Below are 19,625 nucleotides of genomic sequence, written 5' to 3' on the forward strand. Positions count from 1 at the left end.
GAATACTTATGCAAGGGGCTTGTGCGGCACCTTAAAAATGCTCCATGATAAATTTAATGGGTGCAGCATAGCGGGGATCATCCTGGGCAATGGGATGAACCCCGTTTTTGCTGGTTTCGTAAAAATTAAAATCTATATTTGATATATGAGAGAATTCGGAATTATTGTCTTTTACAAAGATGGAATTACCTAGAAAATTGGCGTTAACATTGGTCACAGAGATCATATCAAGCAGTGTGGGCGCGAATGAGAGAGAATTCCTGTATTGACCATCAATGATTTTATTTTTTACTCCTTTATAATGGATAATAAAGGGAACTGTATTGACACCATAGTTATTGTCAAAGGAAAACGTTTTACTCATTTCAGGAGATGGTAAGGAAGCATGATCTGTAGTTATCACAAGAATTGTATTCTCATAAAGTGAGCTGTGTGAGAATTCCTTAAAGAAATCTCCAAACCAGAAGTCATGGTTATAAAATTTATTCAAATATGTCTTCTGACCATCACCATATTTTTTGTCAGAGCTATCCATTCCATGATGAGTTCCTAAGAAATAAGCACAAGCGAAAAAAGGCTTACCTAATTTAGATATCTCTTTGATCTTCTCATAGAGAAATGAATACATCTCTCGATCTGTCAAATCCTTATTCTTTTTGAGGGAATATATCTTGTTAAATTCTATGCTTTTTATCCATGTATTGAATTTACTTTGTTGTGCATGAGGAGACACAAACACGCTATTATATCCAAGGGTATTCATAATATATGCGAGCGAATTTGCCTTTGGCAATTTATCATCAGCACCTACTGCAAGTTGATAGGTTGATGTCAACTGTCCGCGAATGCCCCTGAAAGTAGGCAAAGTGTGATTATAATAATTTATAATATTAATTGATTCATTTTGTATTTTACATAAATTTGACGTTAAATCATTACGCAATATTTGGTAGCTTGTACCTTCAATAAACAAAACAATTATATTGTATTTTTTATTTTTATCGAGGTTGATACCAAATAGTTCATGCGCATTTGCTATTTTACTATTCGTTATGATACTTTCTTTATTAATATGTTGATATGAGCAAATATCTATTACTTTTGATGTAGTATCTATAAAATTATGCACAGGGAAATTAATAAAGGAGTATTCAATAAACAAGTAGATAGCCATTAGGGGAATGAATGATATTTTCTGATATTTTTTATAGATGAATCTTTTATTAAAAATAATGAAATCAATAACAAATAACAAGATATAAAATATTGAAATAAATATCAATATAAAAATTTGATTTCCTATATCTCTAAAATATTGTATATTTAATAATACAAGTGGAACTATATATTCTCCCGTGCTGTATATGCTTGATATTTGCAAGGAATTTATTATAATCAAAGGGAAAATAAAGAAAGCAATAATGGTTTTATTCTTGCAAAAATACATAAAAATAAATAACATCATTGATTCAGGGATTACTGAAAAAATCAACCCTGTTCCTTGCGTGGCAAGCCAGCATAATCCAATTTTTAATAGTAAACTTGTTAAGATGATATATTCGTGTATTGTTTTCATACGTGTAGAATGATAGGAAGAAATTCGGTCCAGCGCTTTGACAGCCTGCTTATTTTACAATAAAATCAAGATAGTACCAACAACTAGCTGGATTTATCCCAATTAATTCACAGGTCGTTCAACGAAAATATATATCCTCCTCCTCGCTGCTTTCGCACCCCACATTTCATCTCCTACATTTTGCTAGATGACTGTTTTTCTTCGGCTCAGACGATACCCAATACCCGCAACATGGGGAGACGTTCTTTGGCGAAGCGGGCAGCCAAAGAATGCAGTTCTGCAAGATTTTCTTCGGGCGAGTTCAGTATATGACCTTCCTTGACAACTTTACTGCCCCCTGCTGAGAGCTGTTGCCAAGCATATTCTACCCACTGCTGCGTTTCGCGCTGTCCTTGTCTGAAGTTTTGCAAAAAAAGCTGTTCGACCCGGCTGACAGCAATGCCGCCACCCGTCAATGGACTGGACAGGAAGGCGATGTCATTACTCGCCTTGGACTGATTGCATAAAAAGGCATTGAGTCCTTCAGTTTGAGCCTTTGTTTGATGCATACTCTCTTCAGCCTGCACCGGCTCCATGCAGCCCTTGCCCAGCAGAACCACAATTCCCTGATAGAGTTGTTTGAATTTCAGGGTTTTTCCCTGCAGTTCCTCTTCGATCTGGCGCAGGGTTCGAGGCTGATAATCGGACATCAGCTCAAGGATGGGCTTGTAAATTTCCGGTTCCAGATCCACCTTGCCCAGCGCCTCTGTTACCTGGAGCGAGACTTCCGAGACCGGCATCGTTAGAATATATTGCTGATTCTGCAAGATAGATTCTCGTTCTTTTTTGTTCATCTCTCTGGGTTCTTTAACCCAGTAATCCCAGCGGAACTGCCGGTTGATCATGAAATCATTGACTGATTCTCTGAAGACAGGATCAGTGATACTTTGCAGAAAGGCCTCCTGCTCACTGCTGATGTTGAATCCGTTGATATGATAAAGATATCTGGCAGAACAGATATACTCGAGTTGAGTACTTTGAAACCACTGCACTATATCGGTAAAGTGCATAGGATACCAGTCACGGTTAAAGTATTCATGAGCAAGATAGTGGGCATCCTTTTTGTGCATGCTCTTTAAGCGATTGCGGATATTGGGATTAACCAAGGCAAAACCAGGATTGGTCGCCAGGAATCTGTCAAGAAAAGCAATACATTCTCTAACTTGCTCAAGCCGGTGCTGTCTGGGGTCTGCCGTGCTGACCATATATTGGGTCATCAGGTGGCGCAGGGAGAGAAAATCCGCCCAGCCGGGCAACGTGTTGTAGCTGATGTAGAGCACGCCGCCCGGCTTGAGTTTCTTTTTCAGAAAATCAACGATAACGCGCCGGTTGTTGTTGGAGATCCAGCTCCAGATGCCGTGCAGGCCGATAAAATCGAAGTCAGGCAGGTCCTTGCGTTTGGCGAAGCTTTCAAAGGAATCGTTGCAAAGCTGGACATGAACCCCGGATGCCGCCGCCATTTTCTGGGCAAAGGCTGTCTGTTCCGGCATGAAGTCTGTGCCATACCACTGCACAGTCGAGGCCGCTGCATGAATATTGACGCTCAGGCCCTGACCAAAGCCCAGTTCGCAGGCGCTTCGCACCTCCGGGCAGGCCACATTGTAGTCCTGCAGGGCAATTTTGGCGTGAAGGGGGTTCAATTCACGGTAATAGCCAAAGGTATAACCCACATCGGTGAAATAGCCTTCCGTCCAGTCGCTCATGCTGTTGTTCCTGGCTTAGATAGTGTTAGATTTGGGGATTCAGCCCGCCTGCACGAGCAGATGCTCCCGGTAATAGCGCAGTTCGGCGATGGATTCCCGGATATCTGGCAGGGCCAGATGCCGGTGGTCCTTCCCGAAATGCGGCAGATCGGGCCGCCAGCGGGAGGCCAGTTCTTTCAGCGCGCTGACATCGATATTGCGGTAGTGGAACCAGTGTTCCAGTTCCGGCATCCGGGCCAGAAGAAAGCAGCGGTCGTGCCAGATGGTGTTGCCGCAGAGCGGCGATTTGCCGGGATTGACCCAGGTCCGCACAAAGTCAAGCGTCGCCACCTCGGCCTCTCGGCAGTCGACTTTGCTCTGCCTGACCCGCTCAATCAGACCGGAGGCCGCATGATGGCGCTGGCACCAGTCGTTCATGCCCGCGAGCACGCTTTCCGTCTGGTGAATGGCGATAATCGGCCCCTGGGCCAGTTCATTCAAATCGCTGTCGGTGACGATCGTGGCCACCTCGAGGATAACATCCGTCTCGGGCTTCAGTCCGGTCATCTCCAGATCCATCCACACCAGATTGCTGTCCCTGTCCATGTCCATGCCTCAGGAAAAATCCAGCCCTTCCAAAGAAAAACGGGCAGTTGCCGGCAATCAGCGTACCCGGCCCGCGCTGCCCAGCACTTCGGTATTCTTGTGCACGATCAACTCGATCAGAGCATCCCGGGCCGGGCCCAGATATTTCCTCGGATCGAACTCGCCCGGTTTTTCGGCAAAGACCTTGCGGATGATCGCGGTCATGGCGAGCCTGCCGTCGCTGTCGATATTGATCTTGCAGACCGCGGAGGCTGCGGCCCGGCGGAGCTGTTCTTCCGGGATGCCGGCAGCGTTTTCCATTTTGCCGCCGTACCGGTTGACGAGCGCCACATACTCGGGCAGGACCGAGGAGGCGCCGTGCAGCACGATCGGGAAGCCGGGCACGCGCCTTTCGATTTCATCGAGAATGTCGAAGCGCAGGGGAGGAGGCTGCTCCCCGGGTTTGAGCCTGAACTTGTAGGCCCCGTGGGAGGTGCCGATGGAAATGGCCAGACTGTCTACGCCGGTTGCGTTCAGAAATTCCTCCACCTCCTGCGGCCTGGTGTAGGAAGAGTGCTCGGCGCTCACCTCGTCCTCGATGCCGGCCAGAACCCCCAGCTCCGACTCCACGCTCACCCCGTGGTCGTGGGCATAGGCCACCACCTCCCTGGTGATGCGGATGTTCTCCTGAAAGGATTCATGGGAGGCGTCGATCATGACCGAGGAAAAGCCGCTGTCCACACACTCCTTGGCCAGCTCGGCGGAGCCGCCATGATCCAGGTGCAGGGCAATGGGAATCGGCCGGCCCAACTCTTCGGCCAGATCCACGGCGGCCCTGGCCATATGGGGCAGGAAGGCGGTGCCGATGTACTTTCTGGCGCTGCCGGAAACCTGCAGAATGAGTGGCGAGGCACTCTGCACGCAGCCCGTGACAATAGCCTGCAACTGCTCCATATTGTTGAAATTGTAGGCAGGAACCGCGAATTGCTCTTCCATGGCCTGGGCAAACATGGCTCTGGTGTTGACCAGACCCAGCTCGGTATAGTGCAGTTTTTTCATGGCAATCCTCCGAAAGTGTCAGAAAGGAAGGGGGCCGCCACTGGCATCCGGCAAACCCTGCAACAGCGGCAGTGTACCCCAGGCCTGAGGGTATCGCCAAGCGAAAAGCTTAGAGCTGCCGCACCGGAACCCGGTCCAGCAGGGCGGTTTTCACCGCGGCAATGGGCACTTCCCTGCGGTGGAAAATGCCGGCGGCCAGGGCCGCGTCCGCATTCGTTGTCGTGAAAAGCGCCACAAAATGATCCGTGCAGCCAGCGCCACTGGAGGCAATGACCGGAATGCCCACCGCGTGCCTGACCGCGCGGACCAGTTCCAGGTCAAAACCCGCACCTGTGCCGTCGCGGTCGATGCAGTTGAGCAGAATTTCCCCGGCGCCCAGGTGCTCGCAGACGGCAGCCACGGTGAGCGCATCCACCGGCCGGCCCTCGCGTCCCCCCTGCACCGTGCACTGGTACCAGCAGAAGCGCTCGCCCTCCGGCCCGGGCTCGGCGGTCTCGATGCACTGGATATGCGCTGCCGGCACTTTTGCGGGATCGTGCACATAGACCCGGCGCGGGTCTATGGAAATCACCACCGCCTGATTGCCGTAAACCCGGGCGATCTGCTCGATGGACGAAAGACCGCTGGCCTTGCCGCTTTGCAGGTACTGTTCCACAATGGCAACCGCGTCGGAGCCGATGGAAACCTTGTCCGCTCCGGCCCGGAAGTAGCGGGCCGCCACCTCGAGCGCGGAGCTGAACACGCCGTTTCGGTCCGTGAAGTCCCGAATGCCGCCGCCAATGGTCAGGGGCACGAAGACCAGCTTCGCGGTCTCTTCCAGAACCCGCAGCATGGGTTGGTCGTGCAAGGGAAAGTCCCGGAAGCCGGTGATGTTCAGAAAGGTGATCTCGTCCGCGCCCTGCCGGTAATAGTCTGCGGCCAGGGCCACGGGCTTGCCCAGATTGCGCACCCTGCCCGCCTCGCGCACGTCGTACCGGTCGCCCTTGGTGACCACCAGATCGCCCCGATCGTTGGCCCGCACGTCCAGACAGGCGATGATGCGTTTGGCCAGGGCCGTCTTTTCCGGGCAACGCGGCGGCAGGATGGCTTCCGCTGCGCGATCCGCCTTCAGAAAATTCTCCAGCAGCCGCAAACCGGCCTGCCCGCTTTTTTCCGGATGAAACTGGGTGGCGATGCGCTGGCCGTCTGCAATCGCACTCACAAAGGCCGTGCCGTAATCGGTCAGGGTCAGCGCCTCCGGGCCGCTGCCTGCTGCCGGGACATGGTAGGAATGGACAAAGTAGAGTTTCTCGCTGCCGTCAAAACCGGCCAGAAACGGGGAGGCCTTGCAGGCCCGGATGCCGTTCCAGCCGATATGCGGCACCGGCAGTTCGCCCGCAAAGCGCCGCACCCTGCCGGGATACAGGCCCAGCCCCGCTTCGTCCGGGGCCTCCTCGCTGCCCTCGTAAAGGGCCTGCAGGGCCACACAGATGCCGAAAAAGGGCCGGCCGGATCTGAGATGGCGGATCAGCGGCTCCCGCAGGCCCTTTTCCCGCAGGACCCGCATGAGTTCGCCGTAATGGCCCACCCCGGGAAACACCAGCTTCTCGGCACTGGCAAGGTCCTCCGGACTGCTCACCAGCCGGACCTGTTCCCCCAGATGCTCAATGGCGTTGACGACCGAGCGCACATTGCCCGCGCCGTAATCAAGCAGGCTTATCATCGGATCCTCTCAGAAATTCATTTGCAGGCCCAACCCGAAGGCCCACTGGCTTTCCCTGTCGGCTTCCGGCTTTTCCCGGTGCCAGTAGTGACCGGCCGTGACCTCGCCAAAGAGCCATTCGCGCCAGACCGGCTGCCGCCACTTCATCAAAATGCCATAGTCCGCCACAGCCACGGGCGCGCCGGTTTCGCCATCCAGCAGAAATTCGCCCGAAAGCTGCCGATTGCCTTCGAAACGCCGATGCAGCCCGATGGAACTGTACCAGTCCAGCCCATCGTCTTCTTCGGAAAGTGTGCCGGAGTTCAGCCAGCGCAGGCTCAAATCCGAGGTCAGGGCGTGCTCGAATTCCAGAACCGTGGTTTCGCCCAGGCCATCGTTCAGAGCCCAGTACGGCGTTTCCTGAAAGAACAGGCGGCACTTTTCGGCGAAAGTCCACTCCTGCTCGTAGCGCAGCTTGAGATAGGGCTTGTACAGATCCCGCAGGCCCATGTGAAAACTCACATGGTCAAAGAAGCGCAGGCGCATCCCGGCGAACAGGGTTTCATCGTCCTTCTTGCTTTCCCGGAACACGCGCTTCTGGTCCATGAGCGTATCCGGCCGGCTGCGCACCAGGTCTTTTTCATTTTCGCTGCCGATAAAGAAATCGGCCCGCTCTTCCAGATTGGGCAGCCTGAGCTTCACCCGGAAGCGGACATGCGCATCCGCCCTGTCGTGTTCGCGCCAGACCAAACGCATCCGGATCCGGCCATTGGAGACGCGGCCGCCCTGCTCGAAGGGCTTGTCGCCGAACCAGCTGTCTATGCCCCGGGCCACCCATTCGGTGGCCTCGCGCACCTGGGAGCGGGAATCTTCCCAGGTATAGCCCTCTTCCTCTTCCGCCTGGACAGCGTCTCCAGCGCCCACAGGCTCCGCCGTTTCGGCCTCGTTCCGGGCCTGGGCCGCTGCAGGCGGCGAAACCCTGCCCTTGCCGCCCGCCAGCGCCGGGGTTGCGGTGCCCTGGTCAGCCATTTCCGCCCAGGCCGGAGGCAGGGCCGCAGGCAGGAGCGTGCCGCTCAGCAGGAGCAGGCCTGCCCGGATTGGGACGGAGCGAAAAAGGCGATTCATTGTGGTGCACACCTGAAGGCAATGGGTCCATTCCGGCATAGCCGCATCTCTTTGTGCAACTGCGGGCGGCGTTTTCGTGGCAAAGCCGGCTGCAATATTGCATATTCATCCCGGCAGACCAAAGAGGTCTCTCCGATATGTACCCAGCTTCCTGGCCAGCGTCAATTTTTCCGTCAGAATCACCACGTTTTTATGCAAGCCATGCTCCTGGCCGCGGGCTTCGGCACCCGGCTCAAACCCTATACCGATATCCGCCCCAAGCCGCTTTTTCCGGTGCTGAACCGGCCCCTGCTGCTTTGGCATCTGGAGCGCCTGCGTCAGACCGGCTTTGCGCGCGTGCTCGTCAACGCCCACCATCTGGCCGGGCAGATAGAGCGGGCTGTGGCCGGCCTGCCCGGCGTGCAGTTGCAAGTGGAGCCGGAAATTCTGGGCACGGGCGGCAGTCTGCGCGAGGCCCTGCCCCGGCTCGCCGCCGAGCCGCTTTTGGTGCTCAACGGCGACGTGTATCACGAGCTGGATCTGGCAGCGCTCTGGACGCAGCACCAGCAAAGTACTCATGCGGTCACCATGGCCCTGCATGACCTGCCCCGCTTCAATACCGTACAGGTGCGGGGCAGGACTGTCAGCGGCTTCGGCCGGGCAGCGGGCGCCCTGGCCTTTACCGGCATTCAGGTGGTGAATCCGGAGATCATCGCCCGGATTCCGGCGGCCCGCTTTTTTCACATCATCGATCTGTACCGGCAGATGGCGCCCCTGGGCTGCATCGGCTATGCGCGGGTGGACGGCGTCTTCTGGCAGGACATGGGCACGCCCGCCGATTATCTGGACCTGCACCGTCGGCTTCTGGGGCCGGGAGCATGGCGCATTGCCGAAACGGCCCTGGTGGCCGGAAGCGCCAGACTGGCCGGCTTCGGCTGCATTGGGGAAAGGGCCGTCATCGCCCCCGGCGCGACGCTCTCGGACTGTGTGGTCTGGGACGGTGCCTCCATTCCGCAGGGCTGTTACCGGCAGCGCATCCTGACCGGCGATCCGCGCCTCGACAGCCAGACACAGGGAGCTATCCAGCCATGAATCACAGGGAAATCGAGCGCCTTTTGCAGCATCCGGAGAGCATCCTGCAGGCCGACGGCTCTTCCCGCCGCTTCTTCCGCCTGAAGAGCGGCCGGCGCCCGCTGCTGGCCATTCTGCCGCCTGAACAGGCCGGGCCGAAGGAGCTGGCCGAAGCCCGAAGCGTGGCCTGCATTGGCCGCCATCTGCACGCCAGGGGTGCGGCCACGCCGGAGATTTTCGCCTGGGATGCGGAGAGCGGGCTCGTGCTCTGCGAGGATTTCGGCGACACCAGGCTGCACGACATCGGCCCTGGCCATCCAGAACGCCTGCGGCTCTACGAGGAAACGGTCGTGGCTCTGGCCTGCATGCAGGTCAGGGCCGCAGAGGGCTTTGACCCGGCCTGGTGCTGGGACACGCCCCGCTATAACGAACAGCTCATGCAGGAGCGGGAATCCGGCTACTTCCTCCAGGCCTGCTGCCGGGATCTTTTGGGCCTCTCCTTTGACGGGGCCGGGCTGGCCCACGAGTGCCGCCTCCTGGCCGCGAGCGCCGCTCAGGCGCCTGCCTGCTATTTTCTGCACCGGGACTGCCAGAGCAGAAACATCATGCTGCCGGCCGGCCGGCCGGCCTTCATCGACTTTCAGGGCGGCCGGCTTGGCCCTCTGGCCTATGATCTGGCCTCGCTCCTGATCGATCCCTATGCCGCGCTGCCGGAGGCAATGCAGGCCCATCTGCTCGAACACTACCTCGCGGCCCTGCTGCGGCTCACCCCCTATGACCCGGAGCGCTTCCGCCACGAATACCGGCTCCTGGCCGTGCAGCGCAACCTGCAGATCATGGGCGCCTTCGCCTTTCTGAGCCAGGTCAGGGGCAAGCCCTTCTTCGCCGCTTTTCTCGCGCCCGCGGCCGCCTCGCTTGCCACCCTGCTTGCGCACGAAGCCTTTGCCCGGTATGCTGGCCTCCGCACCTTGGCCTGCCTTTGTCATCAGCATTTCAGCGCACCATGAACACCATCCCCCTTGTCGCCCTGATCGGCCGCCCCAACGTGGGCAAATCCACCCTGTTCAACCGCCTGACCCGTCGCCGCGACGCCCTGGTCGATCCCAGCCCGGGGGTCACCCGCGACCGGCACTATGCCAAAATCGACTGGGAAGGGCATGCCTTCAGCCTCGTGGACACCGGCGGCATCGAGGAGGACGATGGTCTGGGCGGGCATATCCGCGAGCAGGCGCTTGTGGCGGTGGAGGAGGCGGACATCATCTTCTTCCTCCTGGACGGCCGCGAGGGCCTGACGCCGGGCGACCTGGAGATTGCAGGCCTGCTCAGGCGCTCGCAGAAGCCCGTGTTCCCTGTCGTGAACAAAATCGACGACGCGGACCTGGAGAACGAACTCCTGCCGCCCTTCTGGGAGCTGGGCGTGGACAAGGTCTGGCCGCTTTCCGCTGATCACGGCTATGGCTTTGCCGAACTCATGAGCGCCTTGCTGCCGCTTTTGAACAGCGAAGCCCGCCATGAGGAACTGCCGGAAAACACGCTCAGAGTGGCCTTTCTGGGCCGGCCCAATGTCGGCAAGAGTTCGCTCATCAATGCCATCACCGGCGAGTCGCGGATGCTGGTTTCGGAAGTGGCCGGCACCACGAGGGACGCCGTGGACACCCGGCTCAGTTGCGGCCAGTACGCCTACCTCCTGATCGACACGGCGGGCATCCGCCGCCGGGGCAAGACCACGGACAAGCTGGAAAAGTTTTCGGTGCTGAAAACACTTGGCGCCATCGGCCGCTGCGATATTGCCCTGGTGCTGCTGGACGCGGGCGAGGGCATCACCGAGCAGGATACGAAAATCATCAGCTATGCGCAGGAACAGGGCCGGGCGCTCATGGTGCTGATCAACAAGTGGGATCTCCTGGAGCGGGAGCGCAAGCGCCAGCTCCAGCTTCTGGAGGAGGTGCGGGAAGCGGTGAAATTCGTCTCCTTTGCGCCGATTCTGAAAGTCTCGGCCAAAAACGGCAGGGGCATCAAACGGCTTTTCCCGGAGATGGGCAAGATTCAGCGCCAGTTCCACAGCCGCTTTCCGACCTCGGCCCTGAACCGCCTGCTGGCCGATGCCGTAGCCCAGCACGAACCACCCCTGCACAGGGGCCGCCGCCTGAAGTTCTACTACACGGTCCAGTTGGCCACTGCCCCACCGCGCTTTGTGGTGGTGAGCAATGCCCCCAGGGCCGTGCATTTTTCCTATCAGCGCTATCTGGTCAACTGCTTCCGCGACGGCCTGGGGCTCGACCGTGTGCCGGTGCAGATCTTTTTCCGGGAAAGAAGCGGGAGAAGGGCAAAAAAATAGCGGTGCCAGAGAGTGTGCGGGCAGAAAACGGGCATCCTGCCATGGGCGGGATGCCCGTTTTTCCTGCCAAGCGGCATGCAGGGCCAACGCACAAAGCGCGGCGGCAGATCAGCTCAAGCCATGAGCGGCAGCAGGGCCTCGTGGAGATGGCCGTTGCTGGCCAGAATGTGGGGGATGAAGGGCGAATAGGCGGCCCCATTCATGCCGGTGACCCGGCCGCCCGCCTCCAGCACCAGCAGCCAGCCGGCCGCGCTGTCCCAGGGGCTGAGCTGGACTTCATAGTAGGCATCCAGCCGGCCGCAGGCGACATAGGCCAGATCCATGGCGGCGGAACCACCCCGGCGTATATCCTGCACCTGCGTAAGCACCCGGCCCAGCCGCTGCACAATGCCGGGCAGACCATGCTCCCGTTCGTAGGGAAAGCCGGTTGCCACCAGCGCTGCAATCAGGCTGGCGTTTGCCGTGACCTGAATGGCCCTGCCGTTCAGCGCCGCGCCGCCGCCCCGGGCGGCTGTGAACAGCTCGTTCAGAAAGGGCGCGTACACCACGCCCACGAGGGGCCGGCCCTCCTGCAGGAGGGCGATGGACACGGCAAAAAACGGGAAGCCATGGGCAAAACTGGTCGTGCCATCCAGGGGATCGACCAGCCACAGGCTCTGATGGCGCGCGAGCTCGTGGGAGGCGCTCTGTTCTTCGCTCATGATGGCAATGTCCGGCGTTTTTTCCCGCAGCAGGCTGCAAACCGCCTGCTCGGAGGCCAGATCAGCCTCGGTCACCAGATTGACTTGGCCTTTGTGGACAATGTCGTGGTTTTGGCCGTAGCGGGCCAGCAGGATATCGCCGCCCGCCCGGGCAGCCTCGGTGGCAATGCGCAACAGCGCAGCCAGTCTCTTGTGGTCAGTGGCAATCGGGGACATGGGAAAGGTGAGGAGGAAGTGAACGGAAAAGAGACCGCCGCAGCGCCCTCAGGAACTTGTTGTTTCCTGCCAGAGGGCGAGTGCGGCCCGGTACACCGGGGTTCGGGGCAGAGCGAGGGCCTGGGCGGTGGCGTTGACCGCCTCTTTCAGGGAGGCGCCGCATTCGTCCCGGTGCCAGCGGAGCATGGCCGCCAGATCCTCGGCGCCGGCCGTGGGCTGGCCCTCATGACCGGCAATCACGAGCACCAGTTCGCCCTTGACGCCGGCCGCCACCCGGTCCCGCAGTTCGGGCAAGGCGCCGGCGAGCCGCTCTTCGTGCAGCTTGGTCAATTCGCGGAAGAGCTGCGCCTGGCGCTCGCCAAAAACGGTGCACAGATCCTGAAGGCAGGCGTGGATGCGGTGCGGGGCTTCGTAAAAGACGAGTGGACAGGGCAAGGGGGCCAACCTGCGCAGGCATTGCTGTCTGGCCGCAGAGGTGGCGGGCAGGAAGCCGCCGAAATAGAAATCGTGGCTCTCGAGCCCGGCCAGGGCCAGGGCTGTCATCAGGGCGCTGGCGCCTGGCACGGCCGTAACCGTGATGCCCGCCGCTCTGGCCAGCCGGACCAGTACCGCGCCGGGATCGGAAAGGCCCGGTGTGCCCGCATCGGTGATCAGGGCGATATTCCGGCCGGCCCGCAGCAGTTGCACAAGCTGGGCCCCGCGTTCCCGCTCCTTTTCCCGGTAATAGCTGATCAGCCGGGCGCTGATGCCGTAATGGGCGCAGAGCCTGCGGCTGTGGCGGGTATCTTCGCAGGCGATGCAGTCTGCCTTTTTCAGGGCCTCCACAGCGCGGAAACTCATATCGGCCAGGTTGCCGATAGGCGTGGCCACCAGCGTGAGGGTGCCGGCCTGGGGATCGGGGCTGGGCATGGCTCAGAGGGCAATGCGCTTTTCGGCGGGCAGCTCCGGATTGGGCCGGTACAGGAGCAGAACCCGGCCGACCACCTGGACGAGTGCCGAACCGCTTTCCCGGGCCAGCTCTGCTGCCGCCTCTTCCCGCTGGATGGGAGCATTCTGTCCGATTTTGATTTTAATCAGCTCCCGGGTTTTGAAGGCGGCTCTGGTTGCGGCAATCAGGTTGGCGCTCAGGCCTTCCCTGCCGGCCAGCACCACCGGGGCCAGTTCGTGCCCCAGGCTGCGCAACTGTTTTTTTTGCGGGTTGGTCAATACTGGAGGCTTTGCTGCTTTTGTTTTCGTCATGGCAATCAGCCCGAATCAGCCGAAGAGGCTGGTAAAGATACGGTAGCCGCCTACAAAGGTGCCCAGTGCAGAACCCAGGGTACTGAAGAAGAAGACCAGAAAAATGCGGAGCAGCCGGTTGCGCCACCAGCCCATGACGGTGCAGATGTCCTGGTGGATCCGCTCGAATTCCCGGACAATGGGCGGGCGGCACATGACCTGGGCAAAGGCGCAGACATAGCCCACGCCAATCAGGGGCGTCAGGCTGGTGAAGGGGGCGCCGCAGAAGGCCGCGGCCACGGTGACGGGGTGTGCCCAGGCCAGGGCCGCGCCAATGGCTGCCGGAATGCTGTTGACCAGAATCCAGTAGAGCGCGTTGGCCTCGAATTGCCCGGCGCCGTGACGGAAGCCGGTTGCCGCCAGCGCCGCCAGAATGAGCAGGGGAATCATCCAGGCCGCCACTTTCCAGCCCCTGGAGACCGGCAGAACCGTGGTCATTTCCGGGATGGCCGCGCTGTTGTCTCTGGCCATTTGGCGGCAGAGTCCATCCAGATGGCCGGCGCCCACCACCGCCACGATGCGGCTGCCCTGTGCCTGCCGGATCTGCTCGGACATGTAGATGTCCCGCTCGTCGATCAATACCCTTTTGGCCTGGGGCAGGGCCTCGCCCAGCTCGGCCATCAGCCCGGCCATGACATCCTGCCTGCGCATGGCGGCCAGCTTGTCCTCGTCCAGCTCGGTTTTTTCAAAGAACGAGGCGATGAGCGCGGCCAGCAGGTAGCCCTTTTTGAGCCATGGCGTGTTGTGCCAGGCCCGGCGCAGGGTGATGCGCACGTCGCGGTCGCAGAGCACCAGGGGAATGTCCAGGGCTTTGGCGCTTTGCGTGGCCTGCAAGAGCTCTGCTCCGGGCGACATGCCGGTCTGGTCGCCCAGCCGCTTTTGGTACGAGGCGAGAATCAGGTTGGCCAGAAGGGTGCAGAGCTGTTTGCTGCGAATGAGCTGCTTCAGATCCAGCTTTTCCCAGGCCTGGCGGTTGGCCAGTGCCTGATAGCGGTGCTGATCGAGCTCGACGCAGACACAGTCCGGCCGCTCTGTGGCAATGACCTGCTCGACCAGTTCCCGGGACTGTCTGGACAGATGGGCCGTGCCGACCAGTAAAACGCTTTTGCCCGGAATGGCGACGACACGGACATCATCGCCGTATTGCCGGGACGGAAAAGGGGGCTGTGTCATGGCTGCTGTATGGAAAAGCGGGAAAGGACGCCGGGCATCAGAGCTTCGGGAGAAAAGGCAAACTGCCGTGGCCCGGGTGGTCACGGCAGTTGAAAAAAATTCAAGACTGCCAAAACGGACAGGAGTCCGGCTCAGCTCTTTCTGACCAGCAGACGGTTGCCCACCTCGATCTTGCTGGAAGACAGCTTGTTCCACTTTTTGAGCTGCTCCACGCTGATGCCGCTCTTGCGGGCAATGGCCTGCATGGAGTCGCCCTTCTGCACCACATACCAGGATTTGGGCGCCGCTTTCTTGCCGGCGACCGGCTGCTTGACCGCGGTTTTGCTGGCCACGGTAACGGCGACTGCCTGTTTGCCGGCTGTCTTGTGCTGGCTCACCAGGGCCTTTGTCGTCTCGGGGCCTTGCTGCGTTTGGATCTTGCTAGCCAGCTGAGTCGCCGCGGCTTTGGCCCAACCCTGCACGGCCACAGGCTTTGCAGGAGCGGCGCTGGTTTTGGCTGCACTGGTCAGGGCGAGTGTGACGCCTCTGGCCGCCGGGGCGGCGCCCTGCCCCTTGTACAGGGCGAGTTGCTGGCCAATCCGAAGATCGTTCTTCTGACCGAGCCCGTTCCATTTTCTGAGCTGTTCGACGCTGACCCCGTGCCTGCTGGCAATGGCGTGCAGGGTGTCGCCCTTTTTCACATGATAGCTCTGCCGGGCGCCCGGGCGGATGCCGGCCACCCTGGCCGGACCCGCCTGCCTCTTGTTTTTGGCCAGGAGCACGCTGCTCGCCGCCACTGGAATCTGCAGACGCTGGCCAACCTGCAGGCTGGAGACCCGCAGCCGGTTCGCCTGCAACAGCTCGGTCATGCGAATCTTGTACTGCCGGCTGATGGCGTTCAATGTCTCGCCTTTTTTGACAACATGGGTGGCGTAAGCAGCCGCGTGACGCGGGGCGGATGCCGGGGCCGGACGGCGCTGCAGCCTGTCTATATTGGCCAGCACAACCTTGCTGCTGCCTACGGGCACCCTAAGCGCATATTTCTGCCGGGGCGGAGTCTGGCTCCGCAGCAGCTCGTTGTTCAGAGCGCGCAGGTGCCGAAGCGGGGCGCCGGTCGTCTCGGCCACCGCGCCCAGGCTGGTGTTGCCGGGCACATGGACCACCTCGTAGCTGGGAGACGCTTCGTAATCGATGTCGTCAAAGCCGTAGGCCGTGGGGTTGCGGGCAATGATGATGGCGGCAATGAGTTTCGGCACGTAGCGTTTGGTTTCGGCGTACAGCGCATCCGTGGCTGCGAGTTCCCAGAAATTGTTGGTACCGCCATCCCGAATCGCCTGCTCGACCTTGCCTTCCCCGGTGTTGTAGGCTGCCACGGCCAGGTGCCAGTCGCCAAACTGACGGTAGAGCTTGTCCAGGTAACGCACCGCCGCCCTGGTGGCCTTGGCCGGCTCCCGGCGCTCATCCACCCAGGAGTTGATAGCCAGATTGTAGCGCCGGCCCGTGGCTGGCATAAACTGCCACAGACCTCCGGCTCCGGCTCGGGAGACGGCGGAGGGGTTGCAGCCCGATTCGATCATGGCGAGGTAGGCCAGTTCCCGGGGCAAACCCGCCGCGCTCAGTTCCTTTTCAATCACCGGCATATAGCGGGCGGAGCGGGCCAGCCAGCGGGCGAACATGTCGTGCTGCCGGCCCTGAAACAGGTCCAGGTAATAACTGACCTGCCGGTTGACCAGCACGGGAAAATCATAATCAGACAGGACGTAGCCGCTTGGGATGGCCGTGCCGGAGCCGGGCTCGCCGACACTTTGCCAGGCGCCCAGACGGTCGAGTTCGGCGATTTCCTCACCCGCGCTTTCTTCTGGTTCGGACAGGGTGGATTCGACCTCTTCCTCATCGTCGGCGGGCAGGGCATAGGCCTTGCTGTGCTTGAATGCTTCCCCCTGCAGCGGGCTGGGCTGGCCTGCCGTTTTGTGATGGGAGGAGCAGGAGGTCAGAAGAAAAAACGAGCAGAGCACAGCTGTGCAGCACAGATTTCTTCGCGAAAGTCTCATGGGAAGCAGCTTGCTGATGATATTGTATAACGTGTTAAAATAATTACACTTGTTTATAAACAATCAGGATAATGACAGCAACATGGCGGTAAACTGAACATTTGTATCATATCAGCAGAGGGAAATGCAAGAAAAAGCGGCTGAAAGAGACTCGGCGGGAGCTTTTTCAGGAGGGTCTGATTTCGGAGCCTGTACGCAGCCGCCCTGCCGGCCGTGCCTGGCGTGCTCTGTACGCACAGGGCTGTTCACGCTTCCCAACTCGGCGCGATCAGCGTAATTGTGGAACGAGGCAACGCCGGGCTTGCCGGAAGGGCCCCAGTTTTTCGTGTCCCCTGGCTTATCAGCCCGTTGAAAAAGTCTTCAGGCAAGGCATAATGATGCACAGGCGATCAAACTTTGTCGAGGAGGCAGTATGAGTCCTGGTCGGAGGCAGGCAGAGCAGAAGAGCATGTGGCTGACCTATGATCAGCTGCCCCAGAGTCAGGGGCATGTCTTTTACGAGCGGCTGCAGAAGCTCCTGCACCAGAAAGCATTTGACGCCTTCCTCGAACAGCTCTGTGCGCCCTTTTACGCCGAAAAGCTCGGCCGCCGGTCCATCCCGCCGGGCCGCTATTTCCGCATGCTTTTGATCGGCTACTTCGAGGGCATCGACTCTGAACGCGGCATCTGCTGGCGCTGTAGCGATTCCCTTTCTCTGCGCGAATTCCTCGGGCTCGGCCCCACCGAATCCGTGCCTGATCACTCCTCCCTGTGCCGCATCCGGGGGCGTCTGCCGCTGGAAGTGCATCACGAAATGTTTGTCTTTGTGCTGCGGATTTTGGAGCAGGCCAAGCTGCTCAACGGGAAATACCTGGGGATCGACGCCTCTAGCATGGAGGCGAATGCTGCCATGAAGAGCATTGTCCGTCGGGATACGGGTGAAACGTATCAGGAAATGCTTGAACGCCTGGCTGAAGAGAGCGGCATCAGGACGCCAACCAGGGCGGAGTTGATCGCCTTTGACCGCAAGCGCCAGGGCAGAAAGACCTCCAACAAGGACTGGCAATCGAGCACCGATGAGGATGCGCGCATAGCCAAACTCAAGGATGGCCGCACCCACATGGCGTACAGACCTGAGCATGTGGTTGATCTGGAATCCGGGGCGGTAGTTTCTGCGGTGATACACCCTGCGGATCAGGGCGATACCACAACGCTTGCCACCACACTTGACGACGCCCAGGCCAAGCTGTGCGCGGTCAGGGACAAGGAAGGAGCGCCCGGCATTGACGAGCCCTTTGCTCTGGTGGCGGACAAGGGCTATCACAGCCGGAACGTGCTGAAGGATTTGCCGGATTCCTGCACAAGCCAGATCATTGAAGCGGCGCACAAGGGGCGATTGCGCTGGAAAGGCGACATGGATGCCCGGGATGCGGTGTACGGGAACCGTGGCCGGCTGAAATTCGAAAAGGGCAAGGCGCTTTTGCGGGCGCGGGGCGAGTGGGTGGAGCGCAGCTTTGCCCACTGTCTTGAGCGGGGCGGCATGCGGCGGGTGCATCTTCGCGGGCTGGCCAATGTGGAGAAGCGCTACATTATTCATGTTGCGGGGTTCAATTTGGGGATTCTGTTGCGGGCCCTGTTTGGTTTTGGCAGCCCCAGGGCTGGGCCGATGCCCCTGCAGCACTGCTTTTTGCCCGAATCGGCAACCTGAACCTGCTTATATTGGTCATTTGGCTGCCGAATACGGCTGATGCTCCGGATTGTGCCATGATGGTCATTTCGAGATGGCACAACTGACACGCAGAGGCACAATCGCCAACTTTGTGTCCCCTTCGAAAAATTAACCTTTCTTTAACGGGCTGCTGGAGCAGGTCCGCTGTTCCGACTTCTCGAAGCCCATCGGCCAGTTCCCGCAAATCCTCCCGTGGGCGCCTCCTGTCTGCCGCCGCCTCCGCAGGAGAGCCCTCCCAGGGGCCAGCTCGCGCCCCGGGTGTGAAGCCAGTGGCGGGTACAAGGCAGCAACAGCACGGCAGATGCCAGCAGGAAGTGCCCTGCACTTCGCCTGGGTCTGAGTCTCGGTCGCGCTTTGCCGAGGGATCCCATGCGTGGCCTCGCGTCAAGTCCTGCGGGCCGCGCCGCAGCTTGCGGATTCCAGGAAAAACTGGACAAGGGCCGGAAAATTCCTGTGTCGTCATCGCCTGCCTCGCCTTGCCAGGGAGGCACAGCGCACCGGGCCGGCCCGTTTCGTAAACCGGCAGCCTGTAGTACAGTGCCGGGGAGCCCTGACAGAGGAGAACAACATGAACGAGGCATCCCTGCTGACCCTGCTGACCCAGGTACGGGCTGGCGCGCTCAGCCCCGATGAGGCCCTGGCGCGGCTGCGCCTTTTGCCGGTGCAGGAACTGGACGGCGTCCGGCTGGACCATCACCGCCGCCTGCGTACCGGCCTGCCCGAGGCGGTATTGGGCGCATCCAAGACCGTAGCCCAACTGGTGCGCATCCTGCGCGCCATGCTGGCACAACAGGATGTGGCGCTGGCCACGAGAGTCGCCCCAGAAAAGGCGGAGGCGGTCTGTCGCGAGCTCAGCGGGCTCTCGTACCACGCGGAGGCCCGCATCCTGAGCGGCAATGAGCAGTACGTCAAAGCAGCGGGCGAGGGCCTTATTACCATCGTCACCGCCGGCACCTCGGACATTCCGGTGGCCGAGGAGGCGCGGGTGACACTGAGTCTGTTCGGCCACGAGACGCAGTGCGTGTATGACGCCGGCGTGGCGGGCATCCACCGCATTCTGGCCCAGGCGGATCTCCTGCAGGAAAGCCGGGTGGTCATCGTGATAGCGGGGATGGAAGGCGCGCTGCCTTCGGTGGTGGCAGGTCTCACGCCGGCCCCGGTCATCGCCGTGCCGACCAGCGTGGGCTATGGCGCAGGCGCAGGCGGCGCTGCCGCGCTTCTGGGCATGCTCAACAGTTGCGCACCGGGACTTGCGGTCGTGAACATCGACAACGGCTTCGGGGCGGCCTGCATGGCAGCCGCCATCAACCGGCCGGCAAAGCGGCGCTAACCCGGCCGCTGCCCAGTGCCGCGAAAAGGCAAAAAAATCCGGCCGCATTGCAGC

Annotated in this window: 16 protein-coding genes; 5 read left to right on the plus strand and 11 right to left on the minus strand. The window is 59.5% G+C overall.

Features of this window, described 5'->3' with window-relative positions; translation table 11 throughout:
- Positions 1-31 precede the first annotated feature (31 nt).
- From CAY53_RS11475 to CAY53_RS11500, 6 genes are all read right to left on the minus strand, one after another.
- Positions 32-1,576: a sulfatase-like hydrolase/transferase gene (locus CAY53_RS11475; protein ID WP_104937209.1), complete on the minus strand. Its 1,545-nt coding sequence runs from the start codon at positions 1,574-1,576 to the stop codon at positions 32-34.
- A gap of 206 nt (positions 1,577-1,782) precedes the next feature.
- On the minus strand, positions 1,783-3,318 hold the full coding sequence (locus CAY53_RS11480) for a class I SAM-dependent methyltransferase (protein WP_104937210.1): 1,536 nt from the start codon (positions 3,316-3,318) through the stop codon (positions 1,783-1,785).
- Positions 3,319-3,357: 39 nt separating this feature from the next.
- Complete coding sequence (orn, locus tag CAY53_RS11485) at positions 3,358-3,903, minus strand: oligoribonuclease (protein WP_104937554.1); 546 nt, start codon at positions 3,901-3,903, stop codon at positions 3,358-3,360.
- Between the two features lie 57 nt (positions 3,904-3,960).
- Complete coding sequence (locus CAY53_RS11490) at positions 3,961-4,941, minus strand: class II fructose-bisphosphate aldolase (protein WP_104937211.1); 981 nt, start codon at positions 4,939-4,941, stop codon at positions 3,961-3,963.
- A 109-nt stretch (positions 4,942-5,050) separates the two neighbouring features.
- Positions 5,051-6,643 (minus strand): imidazole glycerol phosphate synthase subunit HisF, encoded by a 1,593-nt coding sequence (gene hisF / locus CAY53_RS11495; RefSeq protein WP_104937212.1) that lies wholly within the window; start codon positions 6,641-6,643, stop codon positions 5,051-5,053.
- A gap of 9 nt (positions 6,644-6,652) precedes the next feature.
- Positions 6,653-7,747: a hypothetical protein gene (locus CAY53_RS11500; protein WP_104937213.1), complete on the minus strand. Its 1,095-nt coding sequence runs from the start codon at positions 7,745-7,747 to the stop codon at positions 6,653-6,655.
- 192 nt (positions 7,748-7,939) lie between these two features.
- Here CAY53_RS11500 and CAY53_RS11505 point away from each other — a divergent pair, with 192 nt between their 5' ends.
- Genes CAY53_RS11505 through der form a run of 3 tightly spaced genes read left to right on the plus strand, consistent with a single transcriptional unit; the run spans position 7,940 to position 11,135 of the window.
- Positions 7,940-8,818 (plus strand): nucleotidyltransferase family protein, encoded by an 879-nt coding sequence (locus CAY53_RS11505; RefSeq protein ID WP_104937214.1) that lies wholly within the window; start codon positions 7,940-7,942, stop codon positions 8,816-8,818.
- Complete coding sequence (locus tag CAY53_RS11510) at positions 8,815-9,804, plus strand: aminoglycoside phosphotransferase family protein (protein ID WP_104937215.1); 990 nt, start codon at positions 8,815-8,817, stop codon at positions 9,802-9,804. The genes CAY53_RS11505 and CAY53_RS11510 overlap by 4 nt, the downstream gene beginning before the upstream one ends.
- Entirely contained in the window at positions 9,801-11,135 is a 1,335-nt protein-coding gene (der, locus tag CAY53_RS11515) for a ribosome biogenesis GTPase Der (protein WP_104937216.1), read from the plus strand. The genes CAY53_RS11510 and der overlap by 4 nt, the downstream gene beginning before the upstream one ends.
- A 113-nt stretch (positions 11,136-11,248) precedes the next feature.
- On the opposite strand, the gene CAY53_RS11520 is transcribed toward der, so the two are convergent.
- The 5 genes from CAY53_RS11520 to CAY53_RS11540 form a co-directional block, all read right to left on the minus strand.
- Positions 11,249-12,052, minus strand: a complete 804-nt coding sequence (locus CAY53_RS11520; RefSeq protein ID WP_104937217.1) for an inositol monophosphatase family protein — start codon at positions 12,050-12,052, stop codon at positions 11,249-11,251.
- A 48-nt stretch (positions 12,053-12,100) separates the two neighbouring features.
- Positions 12,101-12,961: a 16S rRNA (cytidine(1402)-2'-O)-methyltransferase gene (rsmI, locus tag CAY53_RS11525; protein WP_104937218.1), complete on the minus strand. Its 861-nt coding sequence runs from the start codon at positions 12,959-12,961 to the stop codon at positions 12,101-12,103.
- Positions 12,962-12,964: 3 nt separating this feature from the next.
- Positions 12,965-13,291, minus strand: a complete 327-nt coding sequence (gene yhbY, locus CAY53_RS11530) for a ribosome assembly RNA-binding protein YhbY (RefSeq protein WP_104937219.1) — start codon at positions 13,289-13,291, stop codon at positions 12,965-12,967.
- 15 nt (positions 13,292-13,306) lie between these two features.
- The gene (locus CAY53_RS11535; RefSeq protein WP_104937220.1) at positions 13,307-14,503 is read right to left on the minus strand and encodes a TraB/GumN family protein; all 1,197 of its coding nucleotides are present in this window, start codon (positions 14,501-14,503) and stop codon (positions 13,307-13,309) included.
- A gap of 131 nt (positions 14,504-14,634) precedes the next feature.
- Entirely contained in the window at positions 14,635-16,533 is a 1,899-nt protein-coding gene (locus CAY53_RS11540; protein WP_104937221.1) for a LysM peptidoglycan-binding domain-containing protein, read from the minus strand.
- A gap of 412 nt (positions 16,534-16,945) precedes the next feature.
- Between CAY53_RS11540 and CAY53_RS11545 the strand changes: the two genes are divergently transcribed.
- Both CAY53_RS11545 and larB read left to right on the plus strand, forming a co-directional pair.
- The gene (locus CAY53_RS11545) at positions 16,946-18,220 is read left to right on the plus strand and encodes a transposase (protein WP_219842673.1); all 1,275 of its coding nucleotides are present in this window, start codon (positions 16,946-16,948) and stop codon (positions 18,218-18,220) included.
- A gap of 589 nt (positions 18,221-18,809) precedes the next feature.
- A complete protein-coding gene (gene larB, locus CAY53_RS11550; protein WP_104937222.1) occupies positions 18,810-19,571 on the plus strand; it encodes a nickel pincer cofactor biosynthesis protein LarB in 762 nt (253 codons plus the stop codon).
- Positions 19,572-19,625 lie beyond the last annotated feature (54 nt).

This window comes from Desulfobulbus oralis, assembly GCF_002952055.1.
Classification (GTDB): domain Bacteria; phylum Desulfobacterota; class Desulfobulbia; order Desulfobulbales; family Desulfobulbaceae; genus Desulfobulbus; species Desulfobulbus oralis.